Annotated in this window: 13 protein-coding genes; 8 read left to right on the forward strand and 5 right to left on the reverse strand. The window is 74.6% G+C overall.

The window, feature by feature from the left end; translation table 11 throughout:
- Positions 1-3: 3 nt before the first annotated feature.
- On the reverse strand, positions 4-1,602 hold the full coding sequence (locus IPO09_13200) for an ATP-binding cassette domain-containing protein (GenBank protein MBK9518279.1): 1,599 nt from the start codon (positions 1,600-1,602) through the stop codon (positions 4-6).
- Between the two features lie 123 nt (positions 1,603-1,725).
- Positions 1,726-8,613 (reverse strand): IPT/TIG domain-containing protein, encoded by a 6,888-nt coding sequence (locus IPO09_13205; protein ID MBK9518280.1) that lies wholly within the window; start codon positions 8,611-8,613, stop codon positions 1,726-1,728.
- Between the two features lie 566 nt (positions 8,614-9,179).
- Here IPO09_13205 and IPO09_13210 point away from each other — a divergent pair.
- The 5 genes from IPO09_13210 to IPO09_13230 all read left to right on the forward strand — a co-directional run bounded on the left by IPO09_13210 (position 9,180) and on the right by IPO09_13230 (position 13,635).
- The gene (locus IPO09_13210) at positions 9,180-10,460 is read left to right on the forward strand and encodes an FAD-dependent oxidoreductase (GenBank protein ID MBK9518281.1); all 1,281 of its coding nucleotides are present in this window, start codon (positions 9,180-9,182) and stop codon (positions 10,458-10,460) included.
- Complete coding sequence (locus tag IPO09_13215; protein ID MBK9518282.1) at positions 10,457-11,368, forward strand: DUF1365 domain-containing protein; 912 nt, start codon at positions 10,457-10,459, stop codon at positions 11,366-11,368. The genes IPO09_13210 and IPO09_13215 overlap by 4 nt, the downstream gene beginning before the upstream one ends.
- Positions 11,365-12,204, forward strand: a complete 840-nt coding sequence (locus IPO09_13220; GenBank protein ID MBK9518283.1) for a class I SAM-dependent methyltransferase — start codon at positions 11,365-11,367, stop codon at positions 12,202-12,204. The genes IPO09_13215 and IPO09_13220 overlap by 4 nt, the downstream gene beginning before the upstream one ends.
- Complete coding sequence (locus IPO09_13225; GenBank protein ID MBK9518284.1) at positions 12,141-12,674, forward strand: class I SAM-dependent methyltransferase; 534 nt, start codon at positions 12,141-12,143, stop codon at positions 12,672-12,674. The genes IPO09_13220 and IPO09_13225 overlap by 64 nt, the downstream gene beginning before the upstream one ends.
- 118 nt (positions 12,675-12,792) lie before the next feature.
- Positions 12,793-13,635: a hypothetical protein gene (locus tag IPO09_13230; GenBank protein MBK9518285.1), complete on the forward strand. Its 843-nt coding sequence runs from the start codon at positions 12,793-12,795 to the stop codon at positions 13,633-13,635.
- A 68-nt stretch (positions 13,636-13,703) separates the two neighbouring features.
- Here the strand turns inward: IPO09_13230 and IPO09_13235 are convergent, their stop codons facing one another.
- A complete protein-coding gene (locus IPO09_13235) occupies positions 13,704-14,552 on the reverse strand; it encodes a hypothetical protein (GenBank protein MBK9518286.1) in 849 nt (282 codons plus the stop codon).
- A complete protein-coding gene (locus IPO09_13240; GenBank protein MBK9518287.1) occupies positions 14,549-16,462 on the reverse strand; it encodes a sulfatase-like hydrolase/transferase in 1,914 nt (637 codons plus the stop codon). Before IPO09_13240 ends, IPO09_13235 begins: the two co-directional genes overlap by 4 nt.
- A 177-nt stretch (positions 16,463-16,639) precedes the next feature.
- On the opposite strand from IPO09_13240, the gene IPO09_13245 reads away from it, so the two are divergent.
- Positions 16,640-17,275 carry a hypothetical protein gene (locus IPO09_13245; GenBank protein ID MBK9518288.1) on the forward strand — a complete coding sequence of 212 codons (636 nt, stop codon included), beginning with the start codon at positions 16,640-16,642 and terminating at the stop codon, positions 17,273-17,275.
- A 94-nt stretch (positions 17,276-17,369) separates the two neighbouring features.
- Here the strand turns inward: IPO09_13245 and IPO09_13250 are convergent, their stop codons facing one another.
- Complete coding sequence (locus tag IPO09_13250; GenBank protein ID MBK9518289.1) at positions 17,370-17,678, reverse strand: hypothetical protein; 309 nt, start codon at positions 17,676-17,678, stop codon at positions 17,370-17,372.
- Here IPO09_13250 and IPO09_13255 point away from each other — a divergent pair.
- Both IPO09_13255 and IPO09_13260 read left to right on the forward strand, forming a co-directional pair.
- Positions 17,677-18,810: an RNA methyltransferase gene (locus tag IPO09_13255; GenBank protein MBK9518290.1), complete on the forward strand. Its 1,134-nt coding sequence runs from the start codon at positions 17,677-17,679 to the stop codon at positions 18,808-18,810. The genes IPO09_13250 and IPO09_13255 overlap by 2 nt on opposite strands.
- Before the next feature lie 88 nt (positions 18,811-18,898).
- Positions 18,899-19,444, forward strand: a complete 546-nt coding sequence (locus IPO09_13260) for a DUF2238 domain-containing protein (GenBank protein MBK9518291.1) — start codon at positions 18,899-18,901, stop codon at positions 19,442-19,444.
- Positions 19,445-19,606 lie beyond the last annotated feature (162 nt).

Genomic DNA, 19,606 nt, shown 5'->3' on the forward strand with positions numbered 1-19,606 from the left:
CCCCTACTGGTGCTGCCCGGCCAGGTCCGGGTGCTTCACCAGGAAGTCGTCGAAGGTGCCGGGGAAGTCGAGCACCGGCTCGCCCTTGTGCAGCGACCAGATGCGGGTGCCCACCTCGCGGATCAGCTCCTGGTCGTGGGTCACCACGATGAGGGTGCCCTCGTACTTCTGCAGCCCGTCGGAGAGGGCGGCGATCGACTGGAGGTCGAGGTGGTTGGTGGGCTCGTCGAGGACCAGCACGTTGTCCTTGAAGAGCATGAGCTTCGACATGAGGAGCCGCACCGTCTCGCCGCCGGAGAGGGTGGTGGTGGGCTTCATGCGCTCCTCGCCGGAGAAGAGCATGCGGCCGAGCAGGCCGGAGATCTCCTCGTTGGTGAGCTTGTCCTCCAGCTCGCGCAGCCAGCCGAAGGCGGTGGTGCCGGGGCGGATGACGCCGGTCTGATCCTGCGGCAGGTAGCCGACCTGGGCCTGGTGGCCCCACTTGACGTGGCCGTGGTCGGGCTTGAGGTCGCCGGCGATCATCTTCACCAGCGTCGACTTGCCCACGCCGTTCTTGCCGATGACGCAGATCTTCTCGCCGCGGGTGACCAGCGCGTCGAAGGGGCGGACGATCTGCTCCTCGCCGTACCGCTTGGAGATGGCCTCGATGGTGCAGGTCTGCTTCCCGCTGGGGGCCTTCTGCTCGAACTTGATGAAGGGGGCCTGGATGTTGGACCGCTTCATGTCCTCCAGCTTGAGCTTCTGCATGGCGCGGATGCGGCTCTGCACCTGGCTGGCGCGCGTGCCGGCGTGGAAGCGGGCCACGAAGTCCTGCAGCTGGGCGATCTTCTTCTTCTTCTCGTCGTTCTCCGACTCGACGCGGCTGCGGACCTGCCCCTTCTGCCGGACCATGTCGTCGTAGCCGCCCGGGTAGTTGATGATGGCCTGGTAGTCGATGTCGGCGATGTGGGTGCAGATGGCGTTGAGGAAGTGCCGGTCGTGGCTGATGGTGATGAGCACGCCCTCGTAGGCGTGCAGGAACCGCTCCAGCCAGCGGATCGAGTCGATGTCCAGGTGGTTGGTCGGCTCGTCGAGGAGCAGCCCCTGCGGGTTGCCGAAGAGGGCCTGCGCCAGCAGCACGCGCACCTTGTAGCCGCCGGCCACGGCGCGCATGGGCTGGTCGTGCAGCTCCACGTCGATGCCCAGGCCGTTCAGGAGCTCGCCGGCCGAGGCCTCGGCCGAGTAGCCGTCCTCCTCGCCGATGACCGTCTCGAGGTCGGCCAGCCGCATGCCGTCGGCGTCGGTCATCTCCGGCTTGGCGAGGAGCGCCTCCTTCTCGCTCATGGCCGTCCAGAGCAGCTGGTTGCCCATGAGCACCACGTCCACCACCCGCGAGTCCTCGAAGCGGTAGTGGTCCTGGCGCAGGATGCCGAGCCGCCTGGGGCGCAGGATCTGCCCGGAGTCCGGCTCCTCGTCGCCGGCCAGGATCTTCATGAAGGTGGTCTTGCCGGCGCCGTTGGGTCCGGTCAGGCCGTAGCGGTTGCCGGGGGCGAACGAGACGCTCACGTCCTCGAAGAGCTTCTTGGGGCCGTAGGCCTTGCTGACGTCCTGGACCGAGATCATGGGTGGCGGGTTGTAGCGGAAACCACCCGGGATCGGAAGGGTGCCCGCCGCCCCGCGCCCCCCTGGACGGCGACGGGCGCCCGGGGCCGCCCGCCGGCTGCCCGGCCGCCGCGCGGGCCGCGGCTAGGGGCCGTCCTCGGTGCCGAAGAGCTCGAGCCAGGTCCCGATGGCCGGGAAGGCCACGTCGGAGCCGAGCCTCACCACCAGGGGCTGGATGGACCTGCCGACGGTCCGGGTGAGCGGGCCGAACTGCACGGCGGCCCCCTGGTCGTAGCCGTAGACGGAGAGGGCCAGGCAGAGCCGCCCCTCGCCGCAGCCGGCCGCCGCGACCGGCGTGGGGATGGAGAAGTTGGTCCCGTTCCCGCTCGCCCAGGCACCCTGCCCGCTCCCGTCCGACGCCGACAGCCGGGCGGCAAAGGTGTCGCCGTTCGGGCTACCGGTGACGGTCTGGCCCGAGAAGGCCAGCGTCCCCTCGAAGGGGCCGCCCAGGAGCAGGCTCCCGTCGGACTGGCGGGCCAGTCCGGCCACTTGTCCCTCGGCGTTGCCGCGCACGGCCCAGGCCCGCACGCCCGCCGCGCTCCAGCGCGAAACGTGCGGCGTGTAGCTCACCCCGAAGGCGGTCACGCCTCGCCCGACCTTCCCGCCTAGGTAGACCCCGCCCTCCCCGTCCGGCAGGAGCGCGCCGGCGGTGCCTCCAGGCCAGGAGCCCTCCACGGTGCGCGCCCAGTCGAAGGCCCCGCCCGCGCCGAGCCGGGCCAGGTAGAGTTGCGAGTTTCCGTTGGCGACGACGGGCGCGGCGGCCCCCTCGAAGGAGAGCGCGCCCATGAAGGAACCGGCCACCCAGGTGGAGGCCCCGTCGCACGCCACCTCGGTGATGGCGTAGTCGTCGCTCGTCACGTCGCCGGCCCGGGTCACCCAGCTGAAGGCGCCGTCGGCGGCCAGCCTGGCGACCCAGGCGTCGGACCCGCCCGCGCTGGTGATCCGTGGCGTGGTGGTCCCCGCGCTCGCCGTGTAGAGGAACCTGCCCCCGGCCACCACGCCGCCGGTGGGGTCGATCGCCAGCGCCACGGTCGCCTCCGGCGCGTAGCCGTTGTGGGCGTCGTCCAGGGGGCTGAGCCCCGCGCCGCCGAGCCGGGTCAGCCAGGCCCATTGGCCGGCGCCGTCCAGCTTGGCCACGAAGGCGTCGGCGGCTCCCTCGGCGGCCATGAGGAGGGCCGAGCCCTGGAGGAAGCTGCCCACCAGCACCTGGCCGCTGAAGGCGCCGCCCAAGTAGACGTCGCCGGCGGCGTCCACCGCCACCGAGGTGGCCTCGTCGAAGCCGGTGCCGCCGAGGCGGCGCGCCCACAGCCACTGGCCGGAGGCCGTCCGCCGGGCCACGAAGGCGTCGCGCTGGCCCCAGGCCACCAGCGTGGTGGCGCCGAAGCGGGCGGCGCCGCTGAACCAGCCGGCCACCACCACGTCGTCCCCGGCGGCCCCCGCCAGCGCGGTGAAGCCGAGGTCGGCGCCGTTCTGCACCGCCCGGCCGTAGAAGTCGGCCGCGCCGAGCCCGCCGAGGTTGCGCAGCGGCGCCGCGCCGGCGACGTAGGTGATGGCCGCCACCTCGCCGAACACCACCCCCTCAGCGAGCGTCAGCACCACCTGGCTCCGCCCGGGCGACCCGGGCACCCCGGCCACCGCCACCTGCAGGACGGTGCGGGCCACCGGCGTGCCGGCCGCATCGAGCACCTCGAAGATGAAGTCGCCCGGCGCCGGCGTCGAGGCGGGATCCATCGGATCCTGGAAGCCGAGCGTGACCACGTCGCCGTCCACCCTGGCCGAGACGAGCCCCGGCGGCGAGGTGTCCTCCTGGCTGGTCACCGTGAGCGAGGGGCCATCGGTGGTGCAGATCTCGGTGCCGCGGTGGCAGGCCTGCACCGTGAAGGTGTAGGTGGTGAGCGGCCGCACCCCGTCGAGGCTGAAGGAGTCGGTGAAGTCGTTCACGCTGACCCAGCGGGGCGTGGCCTCCCCGGCCACGTAGAAGCGGTACTCCACCCCCGGCTCGGTGGCGCTGGTCCAGTGGACCGTCACGCCGTACGGGTTGTCGTACATGTCGCCGGGCGACCAGGCCGTGCCGTGCTCCAGCACCGGCGGCACCACGCTCCAGGTGGGCGGCGCCATCGGCGCGGTGGTGGTGACGTCCACCGTCGGGCCGGCCAGCGTGCAGTTCCCCGCGGCGTCGCAGGCCAGGATGGTGAAGGTGTAGCTCGTCTCGGGGGTGAGGCCGGTGAGCGAGGTGCCGGTGCCGGAGACCTGGTCCTGCACCAGCGTGGTCCCGCTCCAGACCTGGTAGTGGTGCACGCCCGCGTCGTCGGCGGCCAGGCTCCAGGAGAGGTCCACGCTGGACGACGCCGGGTTGACCGCCGAGGCGGCCGCGCCGGGCGCCCAGGTCGGCCGGGTGCCGAGGTGCAGCGGCGCGGCGCCGCCCGACCAGGTGCCCGAGATCGAGTAGGCGACCACGCCGTCCGGGCTCAGGGAGGTGAGGGTCGGGAAGTTCTCGGTGAGGAGGCGCCGCGCCACCAGCACGGCCCGCCCGTCGGGGTGCCAGGCCGGCTCGGTGTCGTCCTCCAGGAAGGGGTTGGTGAGCACCACCTCGTCGCCCAGCGCGGCGTCGGCCCGCATGACCACCACCTGCCGCGGGGCCTCGGCGTGGCGGATGAAGGCGATGCGCGTCCCGTCCGGCGACCAGGTCGGGGTGGTGGCCTGGCCGTCGTCGGTGAGCCGGTGGAGGGTGCCGAGCACCACGTCGTAGACGTAGAGGTCGCCGGTGCCGAGGCCGCCGGTGATCCAGGTGGCCGGATCGGCGGCCACGATGAGGGCCAGCCGGGAGCCGTCGGGCGACCAGGCGGGGTAGGCCGGGTCACCGGGGAAGCCAGCCGGGTCCACGGTGGAGAGGTCAGAGGCGATGCCGGTGCCCGGCTCGAAGGTCTGCAGCGAGCCGAAGCCGGCCAGCGCCAGCCGCCCGTCCGGCGACCAGGGCTGCAGGCCCGGGTGGCCCAGCGCGTTCACCGCCAGGTTGAGGTTGGTGCCGGAGAGGGCGAAGCCGGAGCCGTCGGGGCGGACCCAGCCGGACCGCTGCGGCACGGTGGGCGACGCCACCGCCAGGTACCCGGCGGTCGCCGACCAGCTCATGGCGCCGGCCCAGGCGAAGTCCGCGGTGGAGGTGATCTGGAGCGGGTGAGCGCCGTCGGCCTCGGCCACGAAGGTCCGATCGACCGAGGGGAGCCAGGCCACGTAGCGGCCATTCGGATGGACGCCGGCCGCGGTGCCGGCGCCGTTGGTGCGGGTGATCCGCTGCGGCCAGCGGCCGTCGGGCGCCGAGACCCAGAGCGCCCCCTCGCTGTGGTGGTAGAGGAGGTCGGCCGAGAGCTCGCCCGCCGGCGCCGGCGGCTGCGCGGCCGGCCCGAAGCCCTCCCCGTCGGTGGTGCGGAGCGCCACGGCGGAGCCGCCGAAGTCGTCCTGGTGGACCGCGGCGAGGAGCGCCCGGCCGCCGCCGGCCATGGAGAGGTGGCCCAGGCGGTCACCGGTGGTGAGGCGCGCCAGCGTGGTGCGCCGCTCGTTGAAGGTGGCGCCGTCGTCGAAGGAGCGGGCGAAGAGGAGCGTGGCCGGGGCGACCGGGAGCGGCAGCCCCTGCGAGGCCTCCATGAGCTGCGCCTTCGAGTGACCCAGCTCCAGCCAGGCGATGGCCGGGATGCAGTCGTCGTCCACCACCAGCTGCGGCGACTGGGAGTGGACCGGGGACTGGCTGACGTTCTGCACGACCGTGCCCGCGTTGACCGCGTCGACGCGGACGAACTGGACCTCCTCGGCCGCCTCGGCGGCGCTCGACTGCTCCCAGGCCAGGTAGACGGAGGCCAGGCTGTCCACCACGCAGGAGGGGCCGAGCGCCACGCTGGGGTGGCGGCCGTAGCCGACGGTCCCGGCCGCCGCGCGGAACGTCACCACCTGGGCGAAGTTGGCGCCGAAGTCCTCCGAGCGGGTCACCGAGACGGCGCGGCCGGCGCCGTCCACCCGGCTCCAGGCCACCGCCACCGCGTTGGCCTTGACGGCCACGGCTGGATCGCTGGTGTCGCCGGACGGCGCCGCGCTGGCGTAGGGGGCGAAGTGGGCTCCGGCGTCCAGCGAGCGGCTGAGCCGCAGCACGCCGACCTCGCCCTGGGCCCCCTCGTCGATCCAGGTCGCCATGACGAGGTCGCCGTCGGCGCCGAGCGCGGGCTGGCGCGCCTGGGCCAGGCCGGTGGAGAGCGTCAGCGGGGCCGACCAGGCCAGGCCGTCCTGCGAGCGGGAGAGGACCACCCGGTCCCTCAGGTCCACGCCGGGGACGCGCTCCACCCAGGCCACGTAGAGCCAGCCGTTGGAGGCCGCCACGGCGGGGCGGGGCGGGGCGGCCGGGTGGCCGCCGAGCTGGGCCGGCAGCACCACCGGCGTGCCGGCGGTCGAGGCGCCCGGCGCGTTGAGCGAGGCCACCAGCTGCGCCGTGCCGTGCTCCACGGCGTCGTTGCGCTCCACCCAGGCCACCAGCCGGCGGCCGGTCTGGCGGTCGAAGGCCACCGCAGGCCGGAGGCCGAGCCGCCCGCCGCCGGAGAGGAGCGCCGGCTCGGACCACCTGCGGACGGTCACGTCGTCCTGGTTGCTGACGAGCTGGCCGAGCGTCACCACCTGGAACGGGCCGCTCTGGGCGCCGTCGGGGATGGCGAACTGGAGCTCGGTGTGGCTGCCGTGCTCGGCCGGGGCCTGGAAGCCGGCCCAGTCGCCGGCGTTGTGGTTCGGGACCTTGCTGAAGCCGCGCCCCGTGAAGGTCTGGTACTCACCGACGATGGCGCTGGGCGGGACCGGGCCCAGCACCGGGTCGAGCACGGTGAAGTCGAGGGCGTTCGAGGGGCTGCCGTCGATGACCACCGAGACCGGACCCGGCAGGGCGTCGATCACCTCCACCTCGAGGCTGCCGAAGCCGTAGTTCCGCTGGTGGATCGACCAGGCCAGGCCGGTGCCCTCGAAGCCGGGGGCCGGGGTGAACTGGATGTCCTGGTGGGCCAGCTGGGGGTTGGCGGAGAAGCCCTCGCCGGTGAAGAGCGCGGTGTCCCCCAGGTAGCCAGTGGCGGGCGGCTGCCCCGCCACCTGGATGCCGTCGAGCCGGGGGCCCTGGGTGTAGGGACCGGCCACCTGCGTGCCGGAGATGGCCCGGAGGCGGCGCGACACCAGCACGTCCTGCTCCTCGATGCAGGTGCCGATGATCACGCCGAGCAGGTCCCGCTCGCAGACCGGCTTCACCTGGTCCATGTCGGCGATCAGCTGCACCACCCCGAGGCCGGGCTTCAGCGCGTTCACCCAGAGGAGCGGGTCGGCCCAGTCGCCCCGGAAGAGGTCGGGGCGGGCGGTGGCGAGCCGCAGCCGGGTCTCGCAGTCGGTGACCTCCAGCGCGCCGATGTTGAAGCCGCCCAGCTCGGCGATGGCCTCGGCCAGGGGGGCCAGGGTGGGGAGGAGGTCCCCGCCCGTGGCGCGCAGGGAGGCGCCGCCGTCGTTCTTGAAGGTGAGGAAGCCCTTCACGCCGTAGGGCTCGGTGACCAGGACGGCGCCCACGTTGTCCGACGGGATGGGGGCCTCCATCGAGCCGAAGGTCTGGTCGAGCCAGAGGTTGTGCTCCACCACCTCGATCCGCAGCGTCCCGCCGGCGATCCGGGTGGGGATCGTCTCCAGGAGCGGGATGATGGCCTCCAGGATCTTGAGGAGCGGCTTGACGATCTCCTCCCGGACCAGCTCCAGCGTGGGGATGAGCGAGGCCGCCCCGGGGAAGACGGCGCTGGCGGCGCCGCAGGCGACGATGGCGGTGAGGAGCGCCGAGTCGAGCTTGTCGAGGATGTGGTAGGCGCGGTTCAGGAAGGCCTTGGCGTCCTCGATGCTCTCCACCGTGCCGGCGTCGAAGCCGCCGAGCAGGCTGGCCTGGACGGCCGCACCCGCCGGTGCGCCCGGTGAGCCCACCCGGGCGCCCGCCGGCGCGGGAGGGAGCGCGGCCACCAGGGCCTGCAGCTCGGCGCGGACGGCGGCGCCGGCCGGGGAGCCCAGGAAGGCATTGAAGGCGGCCAGCCGCTCGGCGTTGGCCGCCCCCAGCGTGTTGGCGGCGGCCTGGGCGTAGAGGGCCCGCAGCCGCGCCAGGCCGGCGCGGACCCGGGCCGCGTCCAGCCCCTGCCCCGTCTGCTCCAGCAGCGGCACGATGCCGGCGTCGACCTGCCGGAGCAGGCGCCCGAGCACCGCGTCCACGTCGGAGAAGAAGGCCTGGGCGGCCCCGGCCCTGGCGGCGTCGGCCAGGGCGTCGACGGTGAAGGGCACCGGCTCGGAGGTCGCCCCGGCCACGGTCACCGTGATGGTCGCCTGCTCGGCCACCGCACCCGGGACCACCACGGTCAGCGTGCCGCCAGCGAGGGCCAGCGGCGCCACGGTCATCGTCCCCTGGGCCGGGGCCCGGAAGGTGACCTGGACGGCGGCGGGGTCGGTGCCGAGATCGGGCGAGGTGATGGTGACCACCGTTCCCAGGGTGCCGTGGCTGGGGGTCAGGCCGGTCAGCGTCGGGCCGGGAGGCGGCGGGGCCAGGTAGGTGAAGGCCGCTGCGAGCCTGCTCGCCTGGCCGTCCGGGTTGGTCACCGTGACCTCCACGGCGCCTGCGGCGTGGGCCGGCGCCGTGGCGGTGAGGCTGCTGGTCGAGGCCACCCCCACGGTGGCCGCCGCGCCGCCGAAGGTCACCGTGGCGCCCGCCTGGAAGCCGGTCCCGGTGAGCGTCACCGGCGTCCCGCCGGTGGTCGGCCCGGACGAGGGCTGCGCCGAGGTCAGCGTCGGCGCCTCAGGGCGCGGCTCGGTCGTGCCCCCACCACAGCCGGCCTGGAGCGCGGCCAGGGCGAGCACGGCCAGCGCGGCGCGGCGGCGGCGCGGGCCGGCAGGGAGGCGGCGCCCGTGGGCGGCGATCGCGAGGGCGGTCGGCATGGTGGTCCTGTCGCGGAGCCGGAAGGCTCCTTGGTTGGGGGAGGTCAGGGGAGGTCACCAGCCGCAGCAGGCCCGGTCCCAATGGCTTCTCACATTGACCGAACGTCCGTCGTCCCGGGTTCGTTCGACACCCGAAGGCGTCAAGGAAGGCCCACCTGCCTACCTGCCTACCTGCCGAGGCCACCCAGGTGGCGCGCGGCCCGCCCCGCAGGCGCTCGAAGGGGCGCGGGCGGGCGCTGGCCTGGGCGCAGGCCCGGAGCGAGCGCTTGCCTGGGACCTGGGGTCAGGTGGCGGGCATTGGCGTTGGAGGGGACGTGTTCAACTGGTAGGGGTCCGGACCGGGGAAGAGCCCCGATCGAGGTCGGTTCGGGGGCCTGTCGCTCACGCCCAGGGGCTCGAGGAGCCATCCAGCGCTACCGTCTCCAGCATGAGCCCCGAAGGGAGCCTGCTGTCCATAATCCATCTAGGTCCTGTCCAGCTCTTGTCATGGCACTTATCTCGCTAGGGTCGCATCATTCAGCCCTGTAGGCTTCCTCCAGCCCACTCCCGGAGCTTCGCCCCACCCCATGCGGATCGCCATCGTCGGCAGCGGCATCAGCGGGCTCGTCTGCGCCCACCTGCTCCACCGCGAGCACGAGGTGACCCTGTACGAGGGGGGCGACCACCTCGGCGGCCACACCCACACCCATGACCTCGAGCTGCGCGGCCGCCCCTTCCGCGTGGACACCGGCTTCATCGTCTTCAACGAGGAGACCTACCCGGGCTTCGTGGCGCTGCTGGCCCGGCTCGGCGTGGCGTCGCAGCCCTCCGACATGAGCTTCAGCGTGAAGGACGCGGCCACCAACCTGGAGTGGAAGGGGACCAGCCTCGACTCGCTCTTCGCGCAGCGCGCCAACCTCTTCAACCTCTCCTTCCACCGCATGGTGGCCGACATCCTGCGCTTCAACGGGCTGGCCCGCGCCCTGGCCACCTCGCCGGTGGCCGACGACGAGCCCATCGGCGCCTTCGTGGAGCGCCACGGGTTCTCCCGCCAGTTCGTCGAGCACTACCTCGTGCCCATCGGCACCGCCGTCTGGAGCGCCGACCCGTCGCGCTTCGCCGAGTTCCCGGCCCAGACCTTCTGCCGCTTCTTCGAGAACCACCGCTTCCTGCAGTCCAGCGGCCAGCCCACCTGGCGCACCGTGGCCGGCGGCTCCGACACCTACGCCCGGGCCATCCTCCGGCCCATCGAGGACCGGGTGCGGCGCGCCGCGGTCACCTCCATCCGGCGCGGCCTGTCGGGCGGGGCCGCCGCCGCGGGGGCGCCGCCGGCCGGCGCCGTCGAGGTCACCGCCGCCGGCCTCGCCCCGGAGCGGTTCGACCGCGTCATCCTGGCCTGCCACTCCGACCAGGCGCTGCGGCTGCTGGCCGACGCCACGCCGCTGGAGCGCTCGGTGCTGGGCGACATCCCGTACCAGGAGAACCTGGCCACCCTGCACACCGACGCCCGCGTCCTGCCGGTCTCGCGGCGCGCCTGGGCCAGCTGGAACGCCTGGATCCCGCCCACCCCGCGCGGCGCCGCCACGCTCACCTACGACATGAGCCGCCTCCAGTCGCTGGCCACGCCGGAGCCGCTGCTGGTCTCGCTCAACATGGACGACCAGATCGCGCCCGACAAGGTGGTGCGGCGCATGACCTACCACCACCCGGTCTACACGCCGGCCAGCGTGCGGGCGCAGCGGCGCCACGGCGAGATCGACGGCGTGGGCGGCACCCACTTCTGCGGCGCCTACTGGGCCTACGGATTCCACGAGGACGGCGTGCAGAGCGCCCTGCGCGTCTGCCGGAAGTTCGGCCAGGACCTGTGACCGCCGCCGCGCTCCAGAGCTGCCTCTACCTGGGGTGGGTGGCCCACCGCCGGCTGGCGCCCGCGGCGCACGCCTTCCGCTGGCCGGTCTTCTTCACCTGGCTGGACCTCGGCGAGCTCGACCGGGTCTTCGCCGGGCGCTGGCTCTGGTCGGCGCGCCGGCCGGCGGTGGCCTGGCTGGACCGGCGGCGCCACCTGGGCGACCCGGCGGTGCCCCTCGAGGAGGCGGTGCGGCGCGCCGTGGAGGTCACCCTGGGCCGCCGGCCCGTGGGTCCCATCCGGCTCCTCACCCACCTCACCTACTTCGGCCACGGCTTCGACCCGGTCAGCTTCTACTACTGCTACGAGGCCGACGGCGCGACGCTCGACGCGGTGGTGGCCGAGGTGAACAACACCCCGTGGAAGGAGCAGCACCCCTACGTGCTCGACGCGCGCCACCCGGCGGCGGCGCCCGAGGCCGCGCCGGCGCAGTCCAGCACCGCGCCCAGCCCGGTGCGCGGGGGCGGACGGGTCGGCCGCACCCACCGCTGGCGCTTCCAGAAGCGCTTCCACGTCTCGCCCTTCATGGCGCTGGCCCAGCAGTACGACTGGCGCCTCGCCGAGCCGGGGAGGCGCCTGGTCGTGCACATGGAGAACCGCGAGGGCGGCCGGCTCCTCTTCGACGCCACGCTGGTCCTGGCCCGCCGCGAGATCACCGGCCGGAGCCTGGCCGGGGTGCTGCTGCGCTACCCGCTCATGACGCTGCAGGTGGTGGCCGCCATCCACTGGCACGCCCTCCGGCTCTGGCTGAAGCGGGTCCCCTTCGTGCCGCACCCTGGCACCTCGCCGCCGGCGTCCCGGCCCGGCGTGGCCCCGCCGCGACCGCCCCTCGACGCCGCCTCACCCCCACCACACAGGAGCACCTCATGAGCGCCCCGTCCAAGGTCCTCGCGCTGGCCGAGCGCCGCGACGAACCCCGGCTGGCCGCCCTGCCGACCGAGCCCCAGCAGGCCCGGGGCCTGGCCGGGCTGGCCCGCGCCGCCGTGCTGGCCAAGCTCGGCGGCCTGCCGCGCGGCCAGCTCACCCTTCACGAGGGTGGCCGCCGCCACCTCTTCGGCCGCCCGGGGGACGGGCCGCACGCCGCGGTGACCATCCGCGACCCGCGGGCCTTCTCGGCCATCGCCTTCGGCGGCACCATCGGGGCCGCCGAGTCCTTCGCCGAGGGCTGGTGGGACGCCGACGACCTGGCCGCCACGGTGCGCCTGGCCCTCTCGATGGGCGACGGGGCCGAGGGGCTGGAGGGCGGCCTGGCGCGGCTGGGCGGCCTGATCCACCGGCTGCGCCACCGGGCCCGGCTCAACACCCGCGAGGGTGCCCGGCGGAACGTGGCGGCCCACTACGACCTGGGCAACGAGTTCTTCGAGCTCTTCCTCGACCCAACCCTCACCTACAGCTGCGCCCTGTTCGAGCGCGAGGAGGCGACGCTGGAGGAGGCGCAGCTCGCCAAGCTGGACCGCATCTGCCACAAGCTCGACCTGCGGCCCGGCGAGCGCCTGCTGGAGATCGGCACCGGCTGGGGGCCCTGGCGCTGCACGCCGCCCGGCGCTTCGGGGTGCGGGTCACCACCACCACGCTGTCCCGGCAGCAGCACCAGGTGGCCACGGCGCGGGTGCGGGAGGCCGGCCTGTCGGACCGGGTCACCGTGCTCCTGTCCGACTACCGCGATCTCACCGGCAGCTACGACAAGCTGGTCTCGGTGGAGATGATCGAGGCGGTGGGCTGGGAGTTCTACCCGGCCTTCATGCGGACGCTCTGCCAGCGCCTGACGCCGCAGGGGCTGGCCCTGGTGCAGGCCATCACCATCCCGGACCACCGCTTCGAGCGCATGAAGCGCGAGCCGAACCACATCAACCGCATCGTCTTCCCGGGCACCTGCATCCCCTCCACCACCGCGCTGCTGGGCGCGGCGGCGAGCCACTCCGACCTGCGCCTCTTCCACCTCGAGGAGATCGGCCCGCACTACGCCCGCACCCTGCGCGAGTGGCGGACCCGGCTGGTGGCCCGCTGGGCCGAGGCGAGGGCGCAGGGGCGCGACGAGCGGTTCCTGCGCGGCTTCGAGTACTACCTGGCCAGCTGCGAGGCCGGCTACGCCACCCGCTACCTGGGCAACGTGCAGCTGCTGTTCGCCAGGCCCGAGGCCACCCGGGCGCCCATCGTCCCGCCGCTGGACGGCTGAGGCGCGGGCGGCGGGTCCGGGCCGGAGGGGACCTGGCGCCCCGCCCCCGGCCGCACCCCTCCGCTTGCCGGGCCCGCCTCCCACATGGGAATGTGCCTGCGCCCGCCGGGGGACCCGCATGCGCATCGTCGAGACCACCCAGTACTGGAACGAGTCCCACTACTTCGAGGAGCGCGTCCGGAACGCGCTGCGCTACGCGGACCTGCTGGTGATCTCGGAGGCCGAGGACGCCTTCTCGCAGAAGGCCTCCCGCCCGTTCGAGGTGCCGGGCCTGCTGGCCCGGCTGCCGGCCGAGCTCCGCCCGCGCGTCCTCTTCGACCCGGTGGACCTGAAGCCGCACGCCCACCTGGGCCACTTCGAGCGCGAGGCGGTGGTCCGCAACTCGGCCTTCAGGCGGCTCAGGCGCGAGGGGCTGGTGCGGCCCGAGGACCTGGTGCTGGTGCAGGACTTCGACGAGTTCTTCGACCCGGCCTGCCGCGAGGCGCTGGTGCGCCACTTCGACCGCTGGTGGCGCCCCTACGTGCACCTCACCTACCGGTGCACCTACTACTTCCTCGACAACCAGATCGTGGCGCCGGCCAACCACCGGCGCTGGCGCCACCAGGTGGCGTTCCGCGCCAGCTACGGGGCGCGCGACGGCTTCTGCATCCACCGGCTCCGCACCGGGCGGCGCTGGCGGCGGACCAGCCAGGTGATGGGCTGGCACCACTCCTACCTCGGCTCCTTCGACTTCATCGCGGCCAAGGTGCGGGCCTTCGCCCACGCCGACGACCGCTTCCTGAAGGACCTGCCGGACTCGGCGCTGGCCGAGCGGATCGCCCGGGGCGAGGACCTCTTCGGCCGCGCCTTCAGGTTCCAGGTGCTGGCCGACTACGCGGCGGTGGGGATCCCCGACCTGGCCGGCCGCCGCGACCTGTGCGCGCCGACCCGTCCTGCCGACGCGGCGCGCCTGCCGGCCTGAGCGATGGCGGGAGCCCCCGCCACGGGCGCGGGGGCTGGCCGCGGCCCGGCGCGCGGCCGCGCCCAGGCTCACCCGGCGCGGGCCGGCCCCGTCGACGGCTGGCCGGAGCGGGCCGCGGCGACGTGGGGCGCCCAGAAGGCCAGGTGCCGCCGCTTGTACCAGCCGTGCGCCGCCATGGGCAGCCGCTGGCCGGCCAGCTCGAAGAGCCGGGCCGGGTTGATGTCGAAGGCGAAGGCCAGCGCCTCCTGGGCCGAGGGCGTCCGGTGGGGGTGGCCCCTCCTGGAGGGCTCGATCGACCAGAAGACGTCCTCGTGGAAGTGGTGCGTCCCCTGGTTGGCCAGGTAGTGCCGGATGGCGTCGGCCATCACCACCGAGAGGTGGTGGTGGGTGGCGGTCTTGCGCAGCGAGAAGCCGCCGTTGCCCACCCGGTCGCGCGTCTCGTGGCTGCGGACCTTGCCCCTCCCGCCGGGCAGGAGCCGGGCGGCCAGGCCCTTGAGCCGGTGCACCTGCGCGCTCAGCGCGCTGCCGGAGATCCAGGGGGCGCCCACGTAGTCGTAGCCGCGCTCCACCCAGGCGGCCAGGTCGTCGTGGAAGACGAACACGTCGAGCTGGCACACCAGCAGGTACTCGCTCTCCAGGAACCGCTGGTAGAAGCCGGTGGAGAGGAGCAGGCGGTTGTAGCCCTGGATGGACCTGAAGTAGTCCGGCGCGAAGGTCTCGACGGCGGCGAACGGGTAGCGCGCCTCGAGCGCGCCGGTGTCGAGCCCCTCCGGCTTCACCATGACGAGGTGGTGGCCGCCGAGCACGCGGAAGGTGGAGTCGAGCGAGACCTGCTCCTCCTCGTCGAGGGTGGGCCGGTAGACCGGCACGGCGATGGTGAGCCGCTGGCGCGGCAGGCCGGCCGGGCCAGGGCTCACGGGGCGACCGCCGGGGCGGGCGCCGTCCCCGCGGGGGGAGCGCCCGGCGCCGGGGCCGCCGCGCCCCGCCCGAAGAGCTTGAGGATGCGGGGCGCCGCCGCCGAGAAGCGGGCGTCGCCGTCCGGCAGGGGCCGGTCGAACGGATCGGTGATGGTCACCCCGCCCAGCCCGGCGTCCATGCCGTAGAAGGAGACCTTGAGGTCCTTGCCGATGGCGGCGTAGCGCGGCTCCCAGCCGAGCGACGCGAGGACGAAGCGGTCCTGCGGGGCGTCGAACATCGAGACGCCGTCGGAGTAGAGCGCCGGCGGGTGGCGGTCGCCCAGCAGCGAGAGCAGGGTCGGCACCACGTCGGCGTGGCTGGTGGGGGCGTCGCGCCGGCCCACCGGCACCCCGTCGCCCAGCACCACCATGGGCACGTGCAGCTGCTGCACGGTCAGCGCCGAGCCATGGCCCAGGTGCCCCTGCTCGCGCATCTCCTCGGCGTGGTCGCCCGTCACCATGACCAGCGGCCGCCGGCCGCGCGCCTGCTCCATCCAGGTGAGGAACTCGTCGAGCTTCCAGTCGGCCTCGAAGACGGCGTTGCGGGCCCGCGCCAGGATCAGCTCGCCCGGGGCGCCGCTGCCCTTCAGGACCCCCTCACCGTCCCACACCGGCGAGAACCTCGCCGAGCGCGGCGGGTACGAGTAGTTGAAGTGGGGCCCGACGAAGAAGAGGAACAGGAAGACCGGCTGGTCGCCCACGGTGGAGACGAAGCGCCTGGCCTCGTCCAGCATGGCGCCGTCCTTCTGCTCGCCGGTGAGGCCGGCCGGCCAGTCGGTCTCCAGCGACTGCTGCACGTCGCCGAAGACCTGCTCGCGCAGCCCCATCCAGTCCACCGAGGAGGCCGCCAGGAAGCGCGAGGCGTAGCCGTTGCGGGTGAAGGCCGGGAAGAGCTCGGGCCGCCGCCCCGAGGCGATGACCGCGTCGAGCTTGTGGGCCTGCAGGCCGAAGAGCAGCCCGAAGACGGTGAAGTAGGTGGAGGAGGAGAGGGCGTAGTGGCGCTCGAAGACGGTGCCGCCGGCCTGGGCGCGGGCCAGCAGGCGCGGCATCACCTCCGGCACCAGCGAGTCGGCGCGGGTGGACTCCAGCAGCACGAAGACCACGTCGGGCCGCCGCTCGAAGACGATCTGGGCGGGGGGCACGCCGGGCGGGAGCTTGAGGGCGCTCTCGCCCGCCACCCCCTTGAGCGGGCTGGAGAGGGCCTGGCGCCCGGTGATCCGCTCCCACGCCGCGCTCATGCGGACCGGCACCTGCAGCGGCAGCACCTGGCCGGCCGCGAAGACCCCCGGGCCGCCGAAGAAGGCCAGGCTGGCCACGTAGGTGCGCTCGACCCCGGCCAGCAGCAGCAGCGCCAGCGCCACCCGCCAGGCGCGCTGGCGCCCGGCGAAGCGGCCCAGGAACCAGCGCCCACCCACCAGCTCGAGGGCCAGCCAGCCCAGGCTCTGCCCCGCCAGCACCAGCACGTCGGACACCGGGATGCCGGTCTCGGCCAGGGCGCCGGGCTGCACCGCCACCCGCAGGAAGAAGCCGTTGATGTGGAACCCGACCGACGCGTAGGTCCGGGCGTCCACCGCCAGGATCACCGTGGCCAGCCCGGTGGAGAGCGGCACCGCCCAGCGGTAGGCGCGCGGCCAGAAGGAGAGCGGCAGGGTGATGACCCAGAGCGCCAGCGCCAGCAGCGCCGCCTGGGCCGGGAAGGTGGGCCACAGGCTGACCGCGTACCAGGTCGGCAGCCCGCGCAGCGCGTGGCCGATGGAGCCGGCGAAGAGGCCCAGGGTGACCGGCACGTGCAGCAGGCCCCACAGGAGGGCCGGCCAGCGCAGCGCGCCCGGCTCGTCGGAGGAGGGGCGCAGGGGGGTGAGGTACGTCATCGGGGCGGACCCTACACAACGAGGGCGGCTCGTGGCCACCCTTAGGGGGGCGCGCGCTGGTGACGTCCCAGGCGGGCCCGACTTGCGGACGGGGGGTTCGGGGTCCACTGTTTGACTACACGCGCCCACCGCGGAGCCAGGGCACGCCACGCCTCCGCGACCATCAGGATCCTCATCATGGCCACCCAGCCCCAGCTCCAGTCGCCCCGCCCCCGCCTGGGCGACGTCCTCGTCGGCGCCAAGCTCATCACCCGGGAGCAGCTCGACCTGGCGCTGCGCGAGCAGTCGTCGTGGGGTGGCCGGCTCGGCCAGAACCTGCTCTCGCTCGGCTTCATCGACGAGGAGCGGCTCACCGCCGCCGTGGCCGCCCACCTCGGCCTGCCCACCGTGGACCTGGACCGCGCCCAGCTGCCGCCGGAGGTGAACCGGCTGCTGCCGCTCGAGCTGTGCGAGCGGTACGGCCTCATGCCGCTGGGCGCCCGGCCCCGCGAGGGCAAGCTCTGGCTGGCCTGCTTCGACCCCACCCACCAGGAGGCGCAGGCGGCGGTGCGGCGCGCCAGCGGCCTCATCCCGGTGATCCACGTGGCCACCGCGTCGTCGGTGGATCGCGCCATCCGCAAGTACTTCTACGGCGAGGCCACCCCCACGCCGTCGCCGGGCAGCCCGCTCTTCACGGTGACCCGCAACACCATGGAGACGCCGCTGGAGGCGGCGCCGCACCGCGACCTCCTGGCGCGGGTGGCCGACCTCGAGGCGCAGGTGGCGCGGCTCACCTCGCTGGTGGAGTCGATCTCGAACCGGCTGCCGGGCTAGGTCGACGCCGGCCCCGGCAGCGGCGCGCCGGCGCGCCTGCGGGCGGGCGGTGGTGCCGGCCAGCCAGCGCGGCGGCCACCGCCCGGCAGGTCGCTCAGTTCCTGCGGACGTTCGGGTTCGGCATGGTCCGCAGCATGTCCTGGGTGCGGGCGCGGTCCTGGTCCGCCTTGTCCTTGGGCCGGCAGACCTGCTCCGGGATGTTCGAGCCGATGGGGCGCTCGTAGTAGCAGACCCAGTCGTCGCCCTTCTTCTTCTTGGCCTGGGCGGCCGGATCGGCGGCGACCGCGCCGTCGGCGGCAGCCACCTGGGGGGGCGGCGGGCGGGCGGGCGAGCCGGCGCCCGAGGTGGTGGCGCAGGCCGCCAGGACGGCCAGGGCGGCGAAGGCGACGAGGGCACGCAGCATGACGACCTCCAGGTCGACGGCCGCGCCCCCGTCCACGACGGTGGACCGATCAGGCGCGGCGGTGAGGCCGAAAAGCGTAGCGCACTCCGGCCCGAAAGCCACGCCGCCCGGCGGCGCGCGGCCGGGCGGCCCCCGCCGGGGGCCACATCCCCTACAATCCCCCGGCGTGCCCCCACCCGAACGGATCTTCGCGGCCTGCGCCCCTGGGCTCGAGCCGGTGCTGACGGCCGAGCTCACCGCGCTCGGCCTCGAGGCCCGTCCGCTCTCGGGCGGCGTGGAGGCCACCGGCGAGGCGGCCGCGGCGGTGGCCTGCCTCGGCTCGCGGGTGGCCGACGCGGTCCGGCTGCGCGCCTTCGACGGCCCGGTGGCCGACCTCGGCAGTGCCCGCGCCGAGGCGGCGGCGCGCTACGGCGCCGCGGCCGAGCTGCTGGTGCGGCGCGACGGCGGGCGGGCCACCCTGTCGGTGGAGGCGGCCGGCGCGCCGCTCTACAAGCGCGGCTGGCGCGCCCGCGTCGGCGCCGCCCCCCTGCGCGAGACGCTGGCGGCCGGCCTCCTGCTGGCCTGCGACTTCACCGGCGACCGGCCCTTCCTGGACCCCATGTGCGGCTCGGGCACCCTGGCCATCGAGGCGGCGCTGCTGGCGGGCCGCCGCGCCCCCGGGCTGGGCCGCACCTTCGCCTTCGAGGGCTTCCCCGGCCACGACCGGCGCGCCACCGAGCAGGTGCGCGCCCGCCTGGCCGCGCAGGCCCGGCCCATCACCTGCGCCATCCACGCCTCCGACCGGAACATGGGGGCGCTCCGGCTGGCCATGAAGAACGCCGCCGCCGCCGGCGTGGAGGCGGCCATCCGCTTCACCCGCGCCGACGCCGCCGAGGTGGAGCCGCCGCCCGGCGGGCCAGGGCTGTGCCTGGTGAACCCGCCCTACGGGGTGCGCCTCGACGACGACGCCGCCGCGGCCTGGCGCGCGCTGGGCCTGCTGCGCCAGCGGCTGGGCGGGTGGGAGGTGGCCGCCATCGGGCCCGACCGCGGCTTCGAGCAGCTCCTCTCCGAGGCGCCCGCGGCGGCGCTGGAGGTCCAGAACGGCGGCATCCGCTGCCGCCTGCTCCGCTGGAGGTCCGCCGGTGCACCCTGACGACCACCTCCCCCTGGCCCTGCTGGTGGTGGCCGCCGGCGCCACCGCGCTCTCCGGCGTCGGCCCCACCGACCGCGCCACCTGGCTCATGGAGGTGGCGCCCACGCTCGTGGCCCTGCCGCTGCTCCTCGGCACCTACCGGCGCCTCCGGCTCACCTCGCTGCTCTACGTGGCGCTCTGCGCCCACGCCTGCATCCTGGCGCTGGGCGGCCACTACACCTACGCCGAGGTGCCGCTCGGCTTCTGGGTGCGCGACGCCTTCGGGCTGGCCCGCAACCACTACGACCGGCTCGGCCACCTGGCGCAGGGCTTCGTGCCGGCGCTGGTGGCGCGCGAGCTCCTGCTGCGCACCTCGCCGCTCCGGGCCGGGCGCTGGCTCTTCGCGCTGGTCACCCTGAGCTGCCTCGGCATCTCCGCCTGCTACGAGCTCCTCGAGTGGTGGGCCGCGCTGGCGCTCGGCCAGGGGGCCGAGGCCTTCCTCGGCACCCAGGGCGACCCCTGGGACACCCAGTGGGACATGTTCCTGGCCGGCGTGGGGGCGGTGCTGGCGCAGGTGGCGCTGGCTGGCTGGCAGGACCGGCAGGTGGCGCGCCTGACCCGCTCGCCTGACCAGCGCTCGCCTGACCCTGGGTAGTCGCATTCGGCCGTGTTCCCGGGCGGTTGCCTGGTGCGGCCCAGCCTCCCCGGACCTGGGCCCCCCAGCGTCACGGGCCGCGCCGGACCACCCCGCCCCGGCGGGCCTCCCCGTCACGCACTCGTCGCAGCGCCGCCCTCGCCGCGACACCGGCCCCTGCCA

Source organism: Anaeromyxobacter sp. (genome assembly GCA_016718565.1).
Lineage (GTDB): Bacteria > Myxococcota > Myxococcia > Myxococcales > Anaeromyxobacteraceae > JADKCZ01.